The organism is Formosa agariphila KMM 3901 (assembly GCF_000723205.1).
Classification (GTDB): Bacteria; Bacteroidota; Bacteroidia; order Flavobacteriales; family Flavobacteriaceae; genus Formosa; species Formosa agariphila.
The window spans coordinates 554,951-573,182 of sequence record NZ_HG315671.1 but is presented as its reverse complement, the minus strand read 5'-3'; the positions used below and the strand labels follow the sequence as shown (position 1 = coordinate 573,182).

Annotated in this window: 20 protein-coding genes; 13 read left to right on the top strand and 7 right to left on the bottom strand. The window is 32.5% G+C overall.

The features are described 5' to 3' along the window. Window positions 1-7: 7 nt before the first annotated feature. The 11 genes from rpsO (at window position 8) to BN863_RS02370 (ending at window position 10,478) form a co-directional block, all read left to right on the top strand. Window positions 8-277, top strand: coding sequence for a 30S ribosomal protein S15 (gene rpsO, locus BN863_RS02420; protein ID WP_038527055.1), 270 nt, complete (start codon window positions 8-10; stop codon window positions 275-277). 141 nt (window positions 278-418) lie between these two features. Continuing rightward, window positions 419-2,650, top strand: coding sequence for a polyribonucleotide nucleotidyltransferase (locus BN863_RS02415; protein ID WP_038527052.1), 2,232 nt, complete (start codon window positions 419-421; stop codon window positions 2,648-2,650). 122 nt (window positions 2,651-2,772) lie between these two features. Continuing rightward, window positions 2,773-3,147 (top strand): hypothetical protein, encoded by a 375-nt coding sequence (locus BN863_RS02410; RefSeq protein WP_038527049.1) that lies wholly within the window; start codon window positions 2,773-2,775, stop codon window positions 3,145-3,147. Window positions 3,148-3,238: 91 nt separating this feature from the next. Continuing rightward, window positions 3,239-4,102 (top strand): sigma-70 family RNA polymerase sigma factor, encoded by an 864-nt coding sequence (locus BN863_RS02405; RefSeq protein WP_038527047.1) that lies wholly within the window; start codon window positions 3,239-3,241, stop codon window positions 4,100-4,102. Window positions 4,103-4,239: 137 nt separating this feature from the next. Then, window positions 4,240-4,902, top strand: a complete 663-nt coding sequence (rpe, locus tag BN863_RS02400) for a ribulose-phosphate 3-epimerase (protein ID WP_038527044.1) — start codon at window positions 4,240-4,242, stop codon at window positions 4,900-4,902. 166 nt (window positions 4,903-5,068) lie between these two features. After that, window positions 5,069-5,638, top strand: a complete 570-nt coding sequence (locus BN863_RS02395; RefSeq protein ID WP_038527041.1) for a porin family protein — start codon at window positions 5,069-5,071, stop codon at window positions 5,636-5,638. Between the two features lie 334 nt (window positions 5,639-5,972). Beyond that, window positions 5,973-6,512, top strand: coding sequence for a lipocalin family protein (locus BN863_RS02390; protein ID WP_038527038.1), 540 nt, complete (start codon window positions 5,973-5,975; stop codon window positions 6,510-6,512). Window positions 6,513-6,657: 145 nt separating this feature from the next. Continuing rightward, complete coding sequence (aqpZ, locus tag BN863_RS02385; protein ID WP_038527035.1) at window positions 6,658-7,347, top strand: aquaporin Z; 690 nt, start codon at window positions 6,658-6,660, stop codon at window positions 7,345-7,347. A gap of 99 nt (window positions 7,348-7,446) precedes the next feature. Beyond that, the gene (locus BN863_RS02380) at window positions 7,447-7,989 is read left to right on the top strand and encodes a pyridoxamine 5'-phosphate oxidase family protein (RefSeq protein WP_038527032.1); all 543 of its coding nucleotides are present in this window, start codon (window positions 7,447-7,449) and stop codon (window positions 7,987-7,989) included. A gap of 1 nt (window position 7,990) precedes the next feature. Continuing rightward, window positions 7,991-9,235 (top strand): ATP-binding cassette domain-containing protein, encoded by a 1,245-nt coding sequence (locus BN863_RS02375; RefSeq protein WP_051774448.1) that lies wholly within the window; start codon window positions 7,991-7,993, stop codon window positions 9,233-9,235. A gap of 22 nt (window positions 9,236-9,257) precedes the next feature. Then, window positions 9,258-10,478 carry an MFS transporter gene (locus BN863_RS02370; RefSeq protein WP_051774446.1) on the top strand — a complete coding sequence of 407 codons (1,221 nt, stop codon included), beginning with the start codon at window positions 9,258-9,260 and terminating at the stop codon, window positions 10,476-10,478. A gap of 59 nt (window positions 10,479-10,537) precedes the next feature. Here the strand turns inward: BN863_RS02370 and ypfJ are convergent, their stop codons facing one another. After that, window positions 10,538-11,443, bottom strand: a complete 906-nt coding sequence (ypfJ, locus tag BN863_RS02365) for a KPN_02809 family neutral zinc metallopeptidase (RefSeq protein WP_038527026.1) — start codon at window positions 11,441-11,443, stop codon at window positions 10,538-10,540. Window positions 11,444-11,607: 164 nt separating this feature from the next. Next, window positions 11,608-12,195 carry an acetate uptake transporter gene (locus tag BN863_RS02360; protein ID WP_038527023.1) on the bottom strand — a complete coding sequence of 196 codons (588 nt, stop codon included), beginning with the start codon at window positions 12,193-12,195 and terminating at the stop codon, window positions 11,608-11,610. Between the two features lie 194 nt (window positions 12,196-12,389). Between BN863_RS02360 and BN863_RS02355 the strand changes: the two genes are divergently transcribed. Beyond that, window positions 12,390-13,151 carry an NAD(P)-binding domain-containing protein gene (locus BN863_RS02355; protein ID WP_038527022.1) on the top strand — a complete coding sequence of 254 codons (762 nt, stop codon included), beginning with the start codon at window positions 12,390-12,392 and terminating at the stop codon, window positions 13,149-13,151. Between the two features lie 84 nt (window positions 13,152-13,235). Here the strand turns inward: BN863_RS02355 and BN863_RS02350 are convergent, their stop codons facing one another. Continuing rightward, window positions 13,236-15,212: a protein-disulfide reductase DsbD family protein gene (locus BN863_RS02350; protein WP_038527019.1), complete on the bottom strand. Its 1,977-nt coding sequence runs from the start codon at window positions 15,210-15,212 to the stop codon at window positions 13,236-13,238. A gap of 420 nt (window positions 15,213-15,632) precedes the next feature. Here BN863_RS02350 and BN863_RS02345 point away from each other — a divergent pair, with 420 nt between their 5' ends. Next, window positions 15,633-16,364, top strand: a complete 732-nt coding sequence (locus BN863_RS02345; RefSeq protein ID WP_038527017.1) for an energy transducer TonB — start codon at window positions 15,633-15,635, stop codon at window positions 16,362-16,364. Window positions 16,365-16,482: 118 nt separating this feature from the next. Here the strand turns inward: BN863_RS02345 and BN863_RS02340 are convergent, their stop codons facing one another. From BN863_RS02340 to BN863_RS02325, 4 genes are all read right to left on the bottom strand, one after another. Beyond that, on the bottom strand, window positions 16,483-17,046 hold the full coding sequence (locus tag BN863_RS02340) for a porin family protein (RefSeq protein WP_038527014.1): 564 nt from the start codon (window positions 17,044-17,046) through the stop codon (window positions 16,483-16,485). A 272-nt stretch (window positions 17,047-17,318) separates the two neighbouring features. Continuing rightward, window positions 17,319-17,687 carry a hypothetical protein gene (locus tag BN863_RS02335; protein WP_038527011.1) on the bottom strand — a complete coding sequence of 123 codons (369 nt, stop codon included), beginning with the start codon at window positions 17,685-17,687 and terminating at the stop codon, window positions 17,319-17,321. Beyond that, window positions 17,674-17,901: a hypothetical protein gene (locus tag BN863_RS02330; protein WP_038527008.1), complete on the bottom strand. Its 228-nt coding sequence runs from the start codon at window positions 17,899-17,901 to the stop codon at window positions 17,674-17,676. The genes BN863_RS02335 and BN863_RS02330 overlap by 14 nt, the downstream gene beginning before the upstream one ends. 52 nt (window positions 17,902-17,953) lie before the next feature. Next, window positions 17,954-18,223, bottom strand: a complete 270-nt coding sequence (locus tag BN863_RS02325) for a hypothetical protein (protein ID WP_038527006.1) — start codon at window positions 18,221-18,223, stop codon at window positions 17,954-17,956. Window positions 18,224-18,232 lie beyond the last annotated feature (9 nt).

Genomic DNA, 18,232 nt, shown 5'->3' with positions numbered 1-18,232 from the left:
TATTGGAATGTATTTAACAAAAGAGTCTAAAGAAGAGCTTTTCGCAAAGCACGGTAAAGGAAAAAACGATACTGGTACTGCAGAAGGACAAATTGCGTTATTCACGCACAGAATTAATCACTTAACAGAACACTTAAAAAAGAATCGTAAAGATTATAATACTGAGCGTTCATTAGTAAAATTAGTAGGTAAGCGTAGATCATTACTTGACTACTTAACTAAGAAAGATGTCTTAAGATATCGTGCTATTGTTAAAGAATTAGGATTAAGAAAATAATAAAAGAGAGGCTTTATGCCTCTTTTTTTTAGTTATTACCCCTCGTAAGAGATATATAAAAAGCTATTACTTAGTTTTTCATTGGTCACCACACAACAACTACAACACAACGACCATTGTTTAATTAGAATAAAAAAATTTATGATTCCAAAAGTTTTTAAAGAGGTTATAGACCTTGGTGATGGGAGAGAAATTTCCATCGAAACCGGAAAATTAGCGAAACAAGCTCATGGATCGGTTGTAGTAACATCTGGAAAATGTATGTTATTATGTACATTAGTTTCAAATTACAAACAAAGTGATGTAGACTTTTTACCATTAACGGTAGACTACAGAGAAAAATTTGCAGCAGCAGGTCGTTATCCTGGTGGTTTCTTTAAAAGAGAAGCAAGACCAAGCGACGGTGAAGTATTAACTATGCGTCTTGTAGACCGTGTTTTACGTCCATTATTCCCAAAAGATTACCACGCAGAAACTCAAGTTATGATTCAGTTAATGTCTCATGACCCTGAAGTTATGCCAGATGCAATGGCTGGATTAGCCGCATCTGCAGCTATACAATTATCTGATGTACCATTCGAAACACCAATCTCTGAAGCTAGAGTTGGTCGTATTAATGGTGAATTCATCATCAACCCAACAAGAGCACAATTAGAAGAATCTGACATCGATATGATGATTGGAGCATCTGCTGATTCTGTAATGATGGTTGAAGGTGAAATGTTAGAAATTTCTGAAGAAGAAATGGCTGAAGCAATTAAATTTGCTCACGAAGCTATTAAAGTACAATGTGCTGCTCAAGTAAAATTAGCAGAAGCTTTTGGTAAGAAAGAAACACGTGAGTACGAAGGAGAAAGAGAAGACGAAGCTGTAGAGCAAAAAGTTAAAGAATTAACTTACGATAAAGTGTATGCCGTTGCTAAAAAAGCATCTGCAAAACATGAAAGAAGTGCTGCTTTCGAAGAAATTAAAGCTGAAGTAAAAGCATCTTTTACTGAAGAAGAATTAGAAGACTTTGGTGACTTAGTATCTAAATATTTCTATAAAGCTGAAAAAGCTGCAATTAGAGATTTAACTCTAAATGAAGGTTTACGTCTAGATGGTCGTAAGACTGACGAAATTAGACCAATTTGGTGTGAAGTAGACTATTTACCTTCTACACACGGTTCTTCAATATTTACACGTGGGGAAACTCAAGCATTAGCAACAGTTACTTTAGGTACATCTAGAGAGGCTAACCAAGTAGATATGCCATCTTTTGAAGGTGAAGAGCGTTTCTATTTACATTACAACTTCCCTCCTTTTTCTACTGGTGAAGCGCGTCCGTTAAGAGGAACGTCTCGTCGTGAAGTTGGACACGGAAACTTAGCACAACGTGCTTTAAAAAATATGGTCCCTGCAGACTGTCCTTACACAGTACGTGTAGTGTCAGAAATTCTTGAATCTAACGGTTCGTCTTCTATGGCAACTGTTTGTGCAGGAACAATGGCGTTAATGGATGCTGGTGTGCAATTAAAGAAACCTGTTTCTGGTATTGCTATGGGATTAATTACAGATGTAGAATCTGGAAAATACGCTGTATTATCTGACATTTTAGGAGACGAAGATCACTTAGGTGACATGGACTTTAAAGTAACAGGAACTGCAGATGGTATTACTGCTTGCCAAATGGATATTAAAGTAAAAGGATTATCTTACGAAATTCTTGTAAATGCTTTAAAACAAGCTCGTGATGGTCGTTTACATATCTTAGGATTAATTACAGATACGATTTCTGAACCTAATACAGATGTAAAAGAACATTCTCCTAAAATGATTACTAGAAGAATTCCTAACGAATTTATTGGTGCATTAATTGGACCAGGAGGAAAAGTAATTCAAGAAATGCAAAAAGAAACAGGAACAACTATCGTAATAAACGAAGACCCTGTAACTGAAGAAGGTATTGTTGAAATTTTAGGTGTAGGTAATGAAGGAATTGCAGCTGTACAAGCTAAAATCGATTCTATATTATTTAAACCTCAAGTTGGTAGCGTTTACGAAGTAAAAGTTATTAAGATGTTAGATTTTGGAGCTGTTGTAGAATATATGGAAGCGCCAGGAAACGAAGTCTTATTACACGTAAGTGAGTTAGCTTGGGAACGTACTGAAAATGTTTCTGACGTTGTTAATATGGGAGATGTATTCGATGTTAAATATTTCGGAACAGACCCTAAAACACGTAAAGAAAAAGTATCTCGAAAAGCTATTTTGCCAAAACCAGAAGGTTATGTAGCAAGACCACCACGCGATCGTGATGATAGAAAACCTAGAGATAATAGAAATCGCGACAACAAACGTGATGATAGAAAACCTAGAGAAAAAAGAGATTAAGTAATCTTTTAACTATATTTAAAAGCCAATTTTGTATTTTCAAAATTGGCTTTTTTTTATTCACAAAAACTTAAAAACCTGAATATTTGATTTTTACATCAAAAAGAGTTATATTATTAGCTATGATATATAATGACAAACTAAAATACTCAGATTTTTTAAATCAATCGATTACATATTTACAACAACACGGATTTGAAAACATTAAAGCAGATATAGAAGGCTATGAAACGCCAAAATCTTATCTCAAAAAAGGGAGTGAATTAAATGTTACACCAGACATCGTTGCAGAAAAGGAAGGCCGAAAACATATTTTCGATATTGGTTTAAAATCTTCAAAACCTAATTTATTAAAATCAAAGTGGTTATTTCTAAACACCTTAAGTAATTTAAAATCATATCGTTTTAAATTAATTACAACACGTGGTCACTTTAAATTTACAAATGATATGTTGGAAGACATTAATCTAAATCTTAAAAAGACAATTAAAATTTAAAAAATATCAAATCTTTTGTAACATTTTTAATCAAGCTTACGTATAACTACATACAAAGGAGTATTCACTTAATTTACAGGAGAACTTTACAATGAGACAACTTAAAATTACGAAGCAGGTTACAAACAGAGAAACAGCTTCGCTAGATAAATATCTTCAAGAAATTGGAAAAGTTGACTTAATTACCGCAGACGAAGAAGTAGAATTAGCGCAACGTATTAAGGCTGGTGATCAAATCGCTTTAGAAAAATTAACAAAAGCTAATTTACGTTTTGTGGTTTCGGTAGCAAAGCAATATCAAAATCAAGGTTTAACTTTACCCGACTTAATTAACGAGGGTAACTTAGGACTTATTAAAGCAGCACAACGTTTTGATGAAACACGTGGTTTTAAATTCATTTCGTATGCCGTATGGTGGATTCGTCAATCTATATTACAAGCATTAGCAGAGCAATCTAGAATTGTACGTTTACCATTAAATAAAATTGGTTCTATAAACAAAATCAATAAGACTTTTGCATTTTTAGAACAAGCTCATGAACGTCCGCCAAGTCCAGAAGAAATAGCCAAAGAATTAGACATGACGATTAACGATGTTAAGGAGTCTATGAAAAATTCTGGTCGCCACGTTAGTATGGATGCTCCACTTGTAGAGGGAGAAGATTCTAACTTATACGACGTATTAAATAGTGGAGAATCTCCAAATCCAGATCGTGAGTTATTACACGAATCGTTACGTACAGAAATTGAGCGTGCACTAGAAACATTAACACCTCGAGAAGCAGACGTTATTCGTTTATATTTCGGTCTAGGAAATCAACATCCAATGACTTTAGAAGAAATAGGAGAAACATTCGATTTAACTCGTGAACGTGTTAGACAAATAAAAGAAAAAGCTATTCGTAGGTTGAAACATACCTCACGTAGCAAAATATTAAAAACATATTTAGGATAAACCTAAAGACAATAACAAACAGTTTAAGCACTATTAGTGCGAAAGTTAACTGTTCGTTTTTTGATTGATGAAAGAACCTTCGGCTGATTACCGAGGGTTCATTTTTTTATATTACATTTGCCGAAAATTATAATTAAATGAGTTCTAAATTAATAGCACCATCTATTTTGGCTGCCGATTTTGGTAACCTGCAGCGAGATGTTGAAATGGTTAATAATAGCGAAGCCGATTGGTTCCATATCGATATCATGGATGGCGTTTTTGTTCCTAACATATCTTATGGGATGCCTGTTTTGGAAGCAATTACTAAACATGCTACTAAAACTATAGATGTACATTTAATGATTGTAGACCCTGACAGATACATTAAGACGTTCGCAGAAATTGGAAGTGATATACTTACCGTGCATTATGAAGCATGTACTCATTTACATAGAACACTTCAAGCTATAAAAGCCGAAGGTATGAAAGCGGGAGTTGCATTAAACCCACACACTAATGTTAACGTACTTGAAGATATTATTAATGATATCGATGTGGTTTTAATTATGAGTGTTAACCCTGGTTTTGGTGGTCAGAGTTTTATAGAAAACACCTATAATAAAGTCAAGAAATTAAAAGAATTAATTAACAAAAAAGGTGCATCTACTCGTATTGAAATTGACGGAGGCGTTACAGATAAGAATGCAAAAGCATTAATTGATTGTGGAGCAGATGTTTTAGTTGCAGGAAGTTATGTATTCAAGAGCACTAATCAACTAAAAACAATATCCGATATAAAGAGAAGTATTAATTCTTAATAATTTATTAAACTTTTACTAGTATATCGAGCAATTAATTTTGATTATGTTAGTCCTTTAATTGTTTAATTGTCATTAAATTAAAAAATAAAATTATCTTCTAAAAAAATCATTTTAACTAACAATAATAAATTTTTAAACATTATTTTTAACAAAAATTTTTAATATGAAAAAGACTACAATTATACTTTTTTTCCTTCTGTTTACTACATTGACTTACAGTCAATATAGAGGACGTGAATCATGGGTTGCCAGCTTTGGTATCAACTTACTTGATGATAGTGCCTATCAAGATCCTCTTAAAGGTTCAGAACGTTGGAGTTTTAGTCGACCAATTACTTTAGGAGTAGAATATAAGTTTGACGAACACTGGTCTATTAGTCCTATGTTAAGTTTTAATAAAATTGATGAAGTTTATGAAGATTTTGCTCATGGCGGAAGCGGATGGATTGAAGGTGGTAACTATACTTCTTTTGATGTTAATGGTAAATTTTATTTTGACGAGTACATTGCTGAAAATGAAAACATTGATGCTTACGCAGGTTTAGGTTTAGGTTATTTTAAAGTTGCAGACGAATCTAATGTTTCTGGAAACGTTACTTTAGGTTTAAGATTCTGGTTTACACCTGTATGGGGACTTAGACTTCAAACTTTAGGAAAGTTTGCTTTCGATCCAGACAAAGTGTATGCTAACAACAATTTTATTCATAGTTTAGAATTACTATACAGATTCTAAAACAAAAAAACACATATTTTCTAGTCCTAAAACAGTATAAACACTTAAAGGATTAAAAAAAATCATTAAAGCTGAACAATGTTAACATTGTTCAGCTTTAATGATTTTATGCTAACTTGATTATAACTTTTTATAGTCAAATATTTGATTAGAAAGACTAGGTCTTCAACTACCACAAGCGAACAATAATTATCTATTTTTTTGATAAACCTAAATGCTTTTAAGTTAGAAACACATGTAATACAGATACTAAAATTAGTATTATTATGATAAAATTGTATTACAATATAGATGTGCGTACCTTAATTAGCACTTAACCTTAACAAATTATAACATGCATTATTTAAAATTCGTGATTCCAACACTTCTTATAGTAATAACAGGAGCTATATTTACATCTTGTGCTACTATTCCAGAAAAAGCTGAAGCCGTTACACCCTTTAATAAAGAAAAATATTTAGGAAAATGGTATGAAATAGCACGACTCGATTTCAAATTTGAAAAAGACCTTAATAATACTACCGCAAATTATTCCATCAATTCAAATCAAACTATTAAAGTGGAAAATAAAGGTTATAACTACAAAAAAGATAAATGGCAAGAAGCAGAAGGAAAAGCTAAATTTGTAGATAGCGATTCTATAGCCAAGCTAAAGGTGTCTTTTTTTGGCCCTTTCTATTCTGGATATAATGTTATTGCACTGGAAGACAACTACAAATATGCACTTGTTGCAGGTAAGAATCTAGATTATTTATGGATTCTATCTCGAGAAACATTTATACCTGAAAGCATAAAACAAGATTTTTTAAAAAAAGCTAAAGAGATTGGCTACAATACAGACGATTTAATTTGGGTAGAGCACGATAAATCATAAAACCATACAAAAATTTTATTGCTATATTTTTCATAAAAAGTTTCTAAAGATTTCGCATATTTATAGCGTTGATACTGATAAGCACATTAAATTATAATTAGAGTGCGATCAACCTTATAATTAATCTTTTAAACCAACCAACATTATGAAAAAATTAGTAGCTGAATTTATAGGCACCATGTGGCTTGTATTAGGCGGGTGTGGTAGTGCTGTATTAGCAGCCGGATACCCAGAATTAGGAATTGGATTTGTAGGAGTCGCTATGGCTTTTGGACTTACTGTATTAACCATGGCATATGCTATTGGACATATTTCTGGTTGTCATTTAAACCCAGCGGTTACAATTGGCCTTACGGTAGGTGGACGTTTCGATAAGAAAGACGTTGTACCTTATATTATTGCTCAAGTTTTAGGAGGAATTTTGGGTGCAGGAATATTATATAGCATTGCCTCAGGAAAAGCAGGATTTGAATTAGGCGGATTTGCAGCAAATGGATATGGCGAACATTCCCCTGATGGGTACAATATGATGTCTGCCTTAGTTACAGAAATTGTTATGACATTTATGTTTTTAATAATTATCCTTGGCGCAACACACTCTAAAGCACCCAAAGGTTTTGGCGGATTAGCAATTGGTTTAGGTTTAACGCTAATCCATTTAATTAGTATTCCAGTTACAAACACCTCTGTTAACCCTGCGAGAAGTACTAGTCAAGCGCTATTTGTTGGCGACTGGGCATTGGGCCAATTATGGTTATTCTGGGTAGCTCCAATTGTTGGTGCTATTATAGCTGGTGTTGTTTACAAATATATCTCTCCAGAAAAAGCAGACTAAATAAAAAAACTTTTATAAAAATCTACTTTTTAACTTCCATCATGTTGGTTAGGAAGTAGATTTTTTATTTTTATACCTTTCAAAACTAAAATCAATGTCATGGGAAAGAAGATAGATTACATAGCACCACATATAATGGAATTCATAAAGAAACAACACCTGTTTTTTGTAGGTACAGCAGCTTCTGAAGGTCGTGTAAACGTATCTCCTAAGGGCACCGATAGTTTTAGAGTGATTAATAAAAACAAAATTATTTGGCTGAATTTAACTGGAAGTGGAAACGAAACTGCTGCACATTTACTTCAGAACACAAGAATGACCATTATGTTTTGTGCTTTTGAAGGCAAACCTTTAATTCTTAGATTATACGGAAATGCAACTATTTTTCACCCTCGAGATGAAGCTTTCCATACTTATAGCACACATTTTCCTGATGCAGTTGGTTCTAGACAGATAATTGAAATGGATGTAGATTTAGTCCAAACCTCATGCGGATTTGGTGTACCGTTTATGGATTTTAAAGAAGAACGTCCTACTTTAAACGAATGGGCAATACAAAAAGGAGAAGATGGAATTAAACAATATTGGACAGATAAAAATACAGAAAGTATTGATGGTTTCGAAACTCAAATTCTAGATTAAAATGGAGCCAAAACATATTTGTATACAAATTACAAAACAACCTGCTACAGAAGATTACATTAAACACATTACCACATCTAACAATCCAATTCTATCAGAATTTAAAAACAAACAAGGCACATTTTTATCAAATTCTACTTTAGATGAGTTTATAAAAGACGAATTATTACACGACAATTTCACACTAACACAAGACTCTAAACGAAAGCTATTAACACTTTCTAGCGGAGAGCGTAAAAAAGCTTTATTTGATTACCTTTTAAAAAGTAAGCCCCAGTTTTTAGTTATTGTAAATCCATTCGACTCTTTAGATGTTAAAAATGTTGCCGACTTAAAATCGCGTTTACTATCACTATCTCAAGACATTCCCGTTATTCAGTTTTTTAGTAGAAAAGATGATATTTTACATTGTATTCAATACATTTTAAGACCTGATTCTGACACTTTTTTTATTCAAAATCTCTTAGAATATTTAAATCAAGAACAAATCACACGTGATATCGACTTTAAACATCCGCTACCTAAACCTATATCTAAACCTACTTATCATTTACCAAAAACATTAATTGAATTAAAGAAAGTTAATGTAACCTATAACGACAAATTAATTTTAAAAGATATCTGTTGGGCGATTAATCAAGGTGAATTTTGGGAATTAAAAGGTGCTAATGGTACAGGAAAATCGACTCTTGTTACCATGATGATTGGAGACAATCCTAAAGCCTACGGACAAGATGTCTATCTATTTGGAAATAAACGAGGCTCTGGCGAAACCGTTTGGGATATAAAACGCCATATTGGTTATTTTACACCTAGTATGATGCACTTATTTAACGGACAACATAGTGCCTTAAATATGGTAATTTCGGGGTTGAAAGACAGTATTGGTTTATATCAAATTCCAACAGATTTAGAAGTAAATTTAGCAAAACAATGGCTAGAATTAATTGGGCTAAATACACTTAAGCACATTAATTATTATGAACTTTCTGAAACGGATAAGCGCTTAATTTTAATTTGCAGAGCAATGATTAAACATCCGCCGTTAATTCTTTTAGATGAACCTACTGTTGGTTTAGACGATAAGGGCGCATTGCTATTTATAAAATTAGTTCAAAAAATTGCTAAAGAAAGTAACTCAGCCGTTTTATATGTTTCGCACAAAACAGAACCCGATTTAAAACCAACACATATGTTTCAATTAGAACACTCAATTCAGGGTTCTGTTGGAAAAGTAAAAAACTAGTAACTAGTATACCATTATGTAAATGACGAGAACTAAAACACGTATTACAGAATACATTCCTAAACACATTTTACTGTTAATAATTATATCTCAATTCTGTTGTACATCGCTTTGGTTTGCTGGAAATGGTGTTATGGACGAGCTTATTCAAGTTTACCATTTAGATGCTTCTGTATTAAGTTTTTTAACCTCAGCTGTACAATTTGGTTTTATTTTAGGAACTTTCGTTTTTGCTGTGTTTACAATTTCAGACCGGTATTCGCCATCAAAAGTATTTATGGTGAGTGCCTTTTTAGCGGCACTTTTTAATTGCGGTTTGGTTATTAAAGGACAATCTTTAACGTTACTACTCATACTACGTTTTTTAACTGGTTTTTTTCTTGCAGGAATATATCCTGTAGGTATGAAAATAGCTGCTGACTACTATAATCAAGGTTTAGGAAAAGCCCTTGGTTTTTTAGTTGGTGCATTGGTTTTAGGAACAGCCTTCCCACACCTTCTAAGCAACATTACTCAGCATTTGCCGTGGGAAACAGTAATTTATACCACCTCTATATTATCTGTTTTAGGAGGCTGCTTAATATTCTTTTTTGTCCCAAATGGTCCGTTTAGAAAATCGAGCATAAAAGTAGACTTTACCGTGCTGTTTAAACTATTTAAAAACAAAGCCTTTAAGGCAGCTGCTTTTGGATATTTCGGACATATGTGGGAACTATATGCCTTTTGGGCATTTACACCCATACTCATAAAAACCTACAACCAAATGCATCCTGAAGCCGTATTAAACATTTCTTTCATTTCCTTTTTGGTAATTGGTAGTGGCTGTTTAAGTTGTGCTTTTAGCGGCATCTGGTCTAAACAATTTGGAGTTAAACGTTCGGCATTTTACATTTTATTGGTTTCTGCCATTTGCTGTATAGTTTCGCCACTTAGTTTTTATATAAATTCTGAAGTAATATTTGTGGCTTTTCTAATCTTTTGGGGACTTGTAGTGGTTGCAGATTCTCCCCTTTTCTCTACTTTAGTGGCCCATAATACAGCTGCAGAAACTAAAGGAAGTGCTTTAACCATAGTTAACTGTATTGGGTTTATCATCACTATTATCAGTATTCAAACATTAGGCTTCTTACAATCTATGATTAGCAATCCAACAGTAATTTACTTAATATTAGCAATTGGTCCAATTTTCGGATTAGTAGCCTTGAAAAGCAAGCATAAAGAAAATGAATCACAATTAGTATAAACCTAATCGTAATTCATTCTTTAAATAAATTCAATTACTCTAAATAAAAACTCTTATTTCTAAAGCGGGTTAGCACTAAAAGTATCGCCTTGAGATACATCTCCTGAAACAAATCCCTTTTTAAACCAACGCATACGCTGTTCTGAAGTTCCGTGTGTAAATGAATCTGGAACAACGCGACCAGTAGCTTGCTTTTGTAAACGATCGTCCCCAATAGCATTGGCAGCATTTAAAGCCTCTTCTAAATCACCGCTCTCCATCATTTGTGTCATTTGTTGAGAATGGTGTGCCCAAACACCAGCAAAATAATCTGCCTGAAGTTCTAAACGTACTGAATATTTATTGTATTCTGTTTCGCTTAATTGACTTCTTAATTGTTGCATTTTATCTGAAATACCCATGATTTTTTGAATATGATGTCCAACTTCGTGAGCAATTACATAAGCCTGAGCAAAATCTCCAGGCGCATTCATTTGATTTTCCATCTCATGAAAGAAACTAATATCTAAATATAATTTTTCATCACCAGGGCAGTAAAAAGGTCCTGTAGAACTTGAAGCTGCACCACATGCAGATGCCACAGACCCCGTAAAAAGTACTAAAGTTGGCTCTCTATAATTTGGTAATAATTGATTCCAAACATCTTCTGTACTTGCCAAAATAGTTGTACTAAATTCAGCTAATTCTTCATCTTCTGCAGTAGGTTTATAATTAGCAGAACTTTCTGTCATAATTGGTCCGCCTCCTAAAAATCGACTAATTAAGTTTAACGGATTATAGCCAGTAACTACAGAAAGTAAAACAACAATACCAGCAATTATTAATCCCTTTTTAGAAAATAAAAGTTTAAATAACGGCACTAATAACATCGGGCTAATGCCTCCAAAGCCGCCTCCTGTGCTTGGTCCTTGTTGCCCTCTTCTATCTTCTACGTTCGAACTCTGCCTTTTTCCTTGCCATTTCATAATATACTTGTGATTTTTTGGGTTGATTAATAGTTGTGACCAAATTTACACTACTCAGTCTAGATGTACAATATAAATTATGCATTGATTAATTAAAACCGCTAGAATACATTTTGAATACCTTCTAAATGAACCTTTTTAAAACAAACAACACACAATCTAACTTATTTAGTAACTGGACCTAAAGGCATAATTATTTTTCCGTAAACTTCATTTAATAAAGTACCAACCCCTGCATAAATAGCCGATGCACCGCAAATAATTCCTTCGTAACCTGTAATGGTTTCTATTAGGTGATTTCCTGTATATCTGCCCAGAGCCAATAGAAAAAATAAAATAGCCAAACTTCCAAACACAAATTGTAATGCTTTATTTATTCTTAAAGTTCCGATAAAAAATAACGATGTAAATATGCCCCACATAATAAAATATGCAATCATTCCTGGTGTAGAGGTACCTTCAAAAATATCTAATTCTGGCATCAATATTAAACCGACGAGCGTTAACCAGAAAAAACCATAAGATATAAAAGCAGTCATTCCGAAACTATTATTCTTTTTAGACTCTAAAATTCCTGCTACAATTTGAGCCGAACCGCCATAAAAAATTCCCATTGCTAAAATCATAGAATTCATTTCGTAAAAGCCAGCATTATGCAGGTTTAATAAAACGGTTGTCATTCCAAAAGCTAATAATCCTAAAGGACCTGGATTTGCTGAATTGTCTTTAATTGATACTGTACTGTGTTCCATTGGTTAGTTTTGTTATTAATAATTATTTTCAGTTATTCGCTTCAAATAACACTGAAGATTATTAAAAGTAAAAATTAAATCACATATTATAATGATTTTCTTAAAAATTAAGGTTAAAATCTATCAAATTTAAACATTAAGCCGTTTTAGATTTGTATAACCTATAAAAACAAACTTCTAAAGAGAGAATATCAATGAAAGACATCAGTATTTTAGGTTGTGGTTGGTTAGGCCTACCGCTAGCAAAAAGACTATTAAAAACAGGATACAATGTAAATGGAACAACTACTACGCCCGATAAATTATCTGCTCTTAAATCATTTAATATTACGCCTTACCTTTTAGACATTACAGCTGATGAATTTCCTGTAGAGTTTTTAAATTCTGAGACTTTAATCATATTAATCACATCAAAAGACATTTCTGCTTTTAAGCGTTTAATTCAACATATTGAAACCTCATCTGTAAAACATGTTATATATATAAGTTCTACATCGGTATATTCTAATTGTAATTCGGTGGTTACAGAAGAGCACCCAACCAACGATAGTCCGTTGGTAAGCATTGAGAATCTATTTAGAAACAGCTCGAAATTTAAAACGACTATAATTAGGTTTGGCGGATTATTTGGATACAAAAGACAACCCGGGAATTTTATCCGTTCTCATAATACAATTCCTAATCCCGAAGGTTATGTGAATTTGATTCATCAAGATGACTGTGTAGAAATTCTATCGCTTTTTATTGAAAAAAATATTCAAGGTGAAATTTTCAATGCCTGCGCTGACTCGCATCCAAAACGAGCCGATTATTACACAAAAGAAATGGCGAAAGTTGGACGAATGCATCCAATATTAGACAAGAACTCGTCTAATGAATATAAAATAATTAGTCCCGAAAAACTGATAACATATTTAAATTTTAAGTTTAAATATGGAGATTTAATGGCATTCTAATTCAGAAAATCAAATTAGAAAAACAAAAAAGCATCATTACTTTTAACAGCTAATGATGCTTTTTTAATTTATTTAAAGATGTTCTTATTTTTTAAAATTCTGAACCCCTATTTCTAACCATTCTTGATACGCTTCTGCATCTGGAAGATAAGCTACTGGTTCTATTAATTTCTCTTCGTTATGGTCGATAATCACATAAAATGGCTGCGAATTAGATTTATACTTAACGGTTTGTAATTCACTCCATTTTTGACCAATGTACTTTAATTTCTTTCCTGGTTTTAATTGCGATTCTACAATATCGCCTTCTTCTAATGGTCGTTTATCATCTACATATAATGAAATAAGAACCACTTCATTCTTTAAAATATTTAAAACGCCTGGCTCTGGCCAAACATTTTGTTCCATTTTTCTACAATTTACACAAGCCCAACCTGTAAAATCTAACATGATAGGCTTACCCACTTGTTTAGCATACGCAACACCTGTATCATAATCGTTAAAAGCCATAATATCGTGTGGCGCCAATAAATGTGCTCCATCGGGTAACGCTTCGTGTGCAGCAGCACCAACTCCACTGCCAAGTTTAGAAAATCCTACACCATAAGGCGATTCGCTATATTCTTGTGGCGGAGGAAAAGCACTAATTAAATTTAAGGGCGCACCCCATAGTCCAGGAATCATGTAAATGGTGAATGATAATACGATAAGCCCTAAACTTAATCGTCCTACAGAAATATGAGATAATGGTGAATCGTGTGGTAATTGTATTTTTCCGAACAGATAAAAAGCCAATGTTCCGAAAATAGCTATCCAAATGGCGATAAAGACTTCGCGTTCTAAAAAGTGTATTTGTAACACCAAATCGGCTTGCGACAAAAATTTAAAGGCTAAGGCTAGTTCTAAAAATCCTAATACTACTTTTACCGTATTTAACCAGCCACCAGATTTTGGTAATGAATTTAACCAACCTGGGAACGCTGCAAATAGTGCAAATGGTAAAGCGATAGCTAACGAAAAACCGAACATTCCTATAATTGGAGCTGCTCCTCCCTTAGATGCCGCCTCAACTAAAAGTGTACCGACAATTGGTCCTGTACAAGAAAATGACACTATAGCTAGTGCTAAAGCCATAAAAAAGATTCCGATTAAACCACCACGATCGGCTTGAGAATCTACTTTGTTAGCCCATGAGTTTGGTAAAACAATTTCGAAAGCTCCTAAAAAAGAAGTTGCAAAGACTACTAATAAGATAAAAAATATAATATTAAACCAAACATTAGTTGCTAAAGCATTTAAAGCACTAGCACCAAAAATTCCGGTTACAGCGGTTCCTAATAAAACATAAATAACAATAATGCTTACCCCATAAATAATAGCATTTTTAATACCTGCAGCCTTATTTTTACTTTGTTTAGTAAAGAAACTAACCGTCATAGGAATCATAGGAAACACACAAGGCGTTAATAATGCAGCGAAACCAGATAAAAAAGCGATAAAGAAAACAGACCATAACCCTTTATTAGAGGCTGCTTTTTTAGTTTTTTGAATATCTGTTTCTAATTTTTTTTCTAAGTTGGCTGTAGATGTTGTTTCAGCTAAAGCAATTGTATTCTTGTCCAATATAAATTCCAACTCTACCTCTGTTGGAGGTAAACATCTTGTATCGTCGCAAACCATGAATTCTACAAATCCATCAATTTTCTGAACAGGTTCAGAGAGTTTTATATGCTGTACAAATTGCGTTTTACCTTCAAAGAGTTTTATTTTCATTTCGAAAACAGGGTCATCTACAGTAACTCCGTCTTCTTCGGTAGTATTTCCTTCTAAACTAAAAGTACCTTCAGAATTGTCATAAATAAATGTAGTAGGTATTGGACCATTATCTGGAACAAATTGAGAATACAAATGCCAACCTGCATCTATTTGGGCTGTCGAGATTAAATTATATTCAGTATCCGATACTTTTTCTACAGAAGTCGACCATTTAACAGGATCTAGAATTTGAGAAAAAGTGGTTAAACTAAATGTAAATAAGAGGACAAATAAAAGATGCTTCATAGTAATTATAAAATTAAACGGGATTTATTTATAATGTTGAAAACACTTTTATTTCCTTAGCATTTTCAATATTCGGCAAATATACATCTCCTACTAAACATAGCATATTTCTTTAATAACTATTAACTTTTCATTTTAAAAATTCACACTATTACGGTTAATACTCATCGTCTATTTCCTTTACTTTTCTACCTTAAACGTATGCATTTCATGTTTATATTTTAAAACTCAAATTTGCATTCAAAATAACTCTCCACAAACTACTGATTAACACCATTTAAACATTAAATCGCGTTACATTATTCACCCCAAATTCAAGGCCGAAATTGCGTAAAAAAATGACAAATATCATTTTATTTTGCAATTAAAATTAGCACCTTAAATATATTAAAATCAGATAGTTAATTTAAATACATAATCATGAAAGCTAAAAAAAATCCCAATTTAGACATCGGGAGAAATAGCAGTATATATTTTGCTATTGGGCTTAATTTAATGCTATTCTTTACCTGGCAATCTTTAGAGTATAAAAGTTTCGATAAAGATGATATTGCCATAGAAATTTTAAATATTGAAACGGAATATGAAGAGGATATTCCGATAGTAAAGTTGCCAGAAGTTGCACCTCCACCTGTAGCAGAAGTGGTATCTGAATCTATTTTAATTGCAGAAAATACTGAAGAAATAATTGAAACGGTAATAGAAAGCACAGAATCTAATCAAGCTATGGCTATAGAGGCTCAACAACCATCTATTGAAATTGAGGCTGTACAAGTGGAAGAAGTAGAGGAAGAAGTGGAAGTACCCTTTGCTCTTATTGAAAACATACCGGTATTTCCTGGTTGTGAAAATTTATCGAAAAGCGAAAATAAAAAATGTTTTCAAGATAAGTTAAATGAACATATTGCTAATAATTTTAGATACCCACAATCTGCATTAGATTTAGGTATTCAGGGACGTGTTTCAATAATGTTTTTTATAGATTCTGATGGACAAATCACAGGAATTCGATCACGTGGTCCTGATGAAGCGTTAAAACATGAAGCTGAACGCATAATACGTTTACTTCCTAAAATGACTCCTGGTAGTCAGCGAGGTAAGCCGGTTAAAGTATCTTATGCCCTACCTATCTTTTTTAAATACGAAGAATAGCAGATTTAATTTAAGTCTGCAAAAAAAAAAGCCCTAATCTAATTAAATTTAGATTAGGGCTTTTTGATTGCACTTAAAACGTAAGTATGTGTTTGTTATTTCAAAATATTATAAGGTTCTAAAAGAAAAAGTATCCTACAGAAACTTGTAAGACGCCATTTCTGTTCTTGTCTGAAAAACCATCTACGTTATTAATATCTGTTAACCCTAAATTATAGCGTGCTCCAAAATTAAGTCCGTTATCCAATTTATAACCTAAGCCAAAATTAACACCAAAATCTACCGTATTAAAATAATCTGTTGCGCTTGATTTGTCATCTTTAGCTGAAAGTAAAAAACCAATCTGAGGTCCTGCTTCTAAACTCAAGCCTTTAGTGACATAATATTTCCCCATTAGCGGTACATTTAAATAATATAGCTCTACCATTTTATCAGAATCACTATCAAGGCTATAACCTTGCCCAGAATAAAGTAGCTCTGGTTGAAATGAAAATTTTTCGTTTACAGGAATTTCAGCCATAACCCCAAGATTAAAAGACGTTACTTCATCATAATCGCTAGAGTGATCTCCGTAAATAGATGCGAAGTTAAGTCCTCCTTTTACCCCAAACTGAATGTCTTGTGCATTAACATTCGCTAATCCAAATACTGCTATTGCAGCAACAAGTAATAATTTTTTCATGATTTTTATTTTCGATTTATAGAAAACAAATCAACACCTTTATTAGTCTGTAGAATACATTTTAAAACAGTTTTAACCTTTTTAACCTATTTTAACAAGATACTAAACTGAACGAGATTACCTTTAAAAACCTAAATCCGAAACTGTAAAGTTTTTACCATTAAATACAAAATACACCTCTCGATTTGCTGTAGTGTTTATACGTATAAACTATAAAAGAAAATGTTTAATATAAACATCTTCTTTTATATTAGCTTTCTACTTTTTAAAAATTATTTATTTTCAAAATGTTTTTTCACAAAAGCTACCTGTTTATTAGCCGGGATGTTATCTGATGACACCATATCAATTTTAACACTCTTAAAATGTAAATCTTTGTTCATGAAATTATATAGTTCTGCGTTTGCATTTGTTGGATTAAATAACACTACATTTTTATATTTCAAAATTTTGTCATAAATTTTTTCTTGCATTTGTTGTCTTTTGATATGCATAAAACTTCCCAACTTATTTAATGTTTCTTCCATGGCTCCTGTATTAAATTGTGATAAGATAGAACGGTATTTACTTTTTAAATTTAAATCAATTAAATTAACAACTGAGTGATTCATCCAGATACCTAAATTATTATTTATTTTCATTAGATTGAGTTTTAGTGTTTTTGGAATATTTTTTTAATATTTCTTTTAACGAGTCTAAATATTCTTTTAAAGATTTGTTATTTACTTTACCTGAGGTTTTACGAAGAGTGATACTTGGAATTTCATTTATATATGTGATTAATTCAGGATGTCCCTCTTGAATTTTTATAGTTGTCAAGCGAATTTTACTATTAAGGTCATTTTGTGATTTCATTTTCTGTATATTTTAAAAATTACGGCATCCCTGAAATTCAGATACCTTTAATTTAGTCTGACACTGAACTTCCAATTATTGCATGTTGCTTGCTTAGTTTTTGTGTTTCATTAGAAAGAGTTACCTGATTATGGGCAGCAATTGTACTTATTTCCGCCTTTTCATAATTTCCTTTTTCATGATGTATTGCGGCTTCAAAGTGGTATTTAGCTGCTGTCAACAAGTGTGCTGCTGCGTTTCTATGGTTTTTACTCCTTTTTAAATTTTCTTTTATTCCGCTACTCGATTTTCCTTTATTAAGATTTACTGTTGTGGTCTTCATTTTATCACT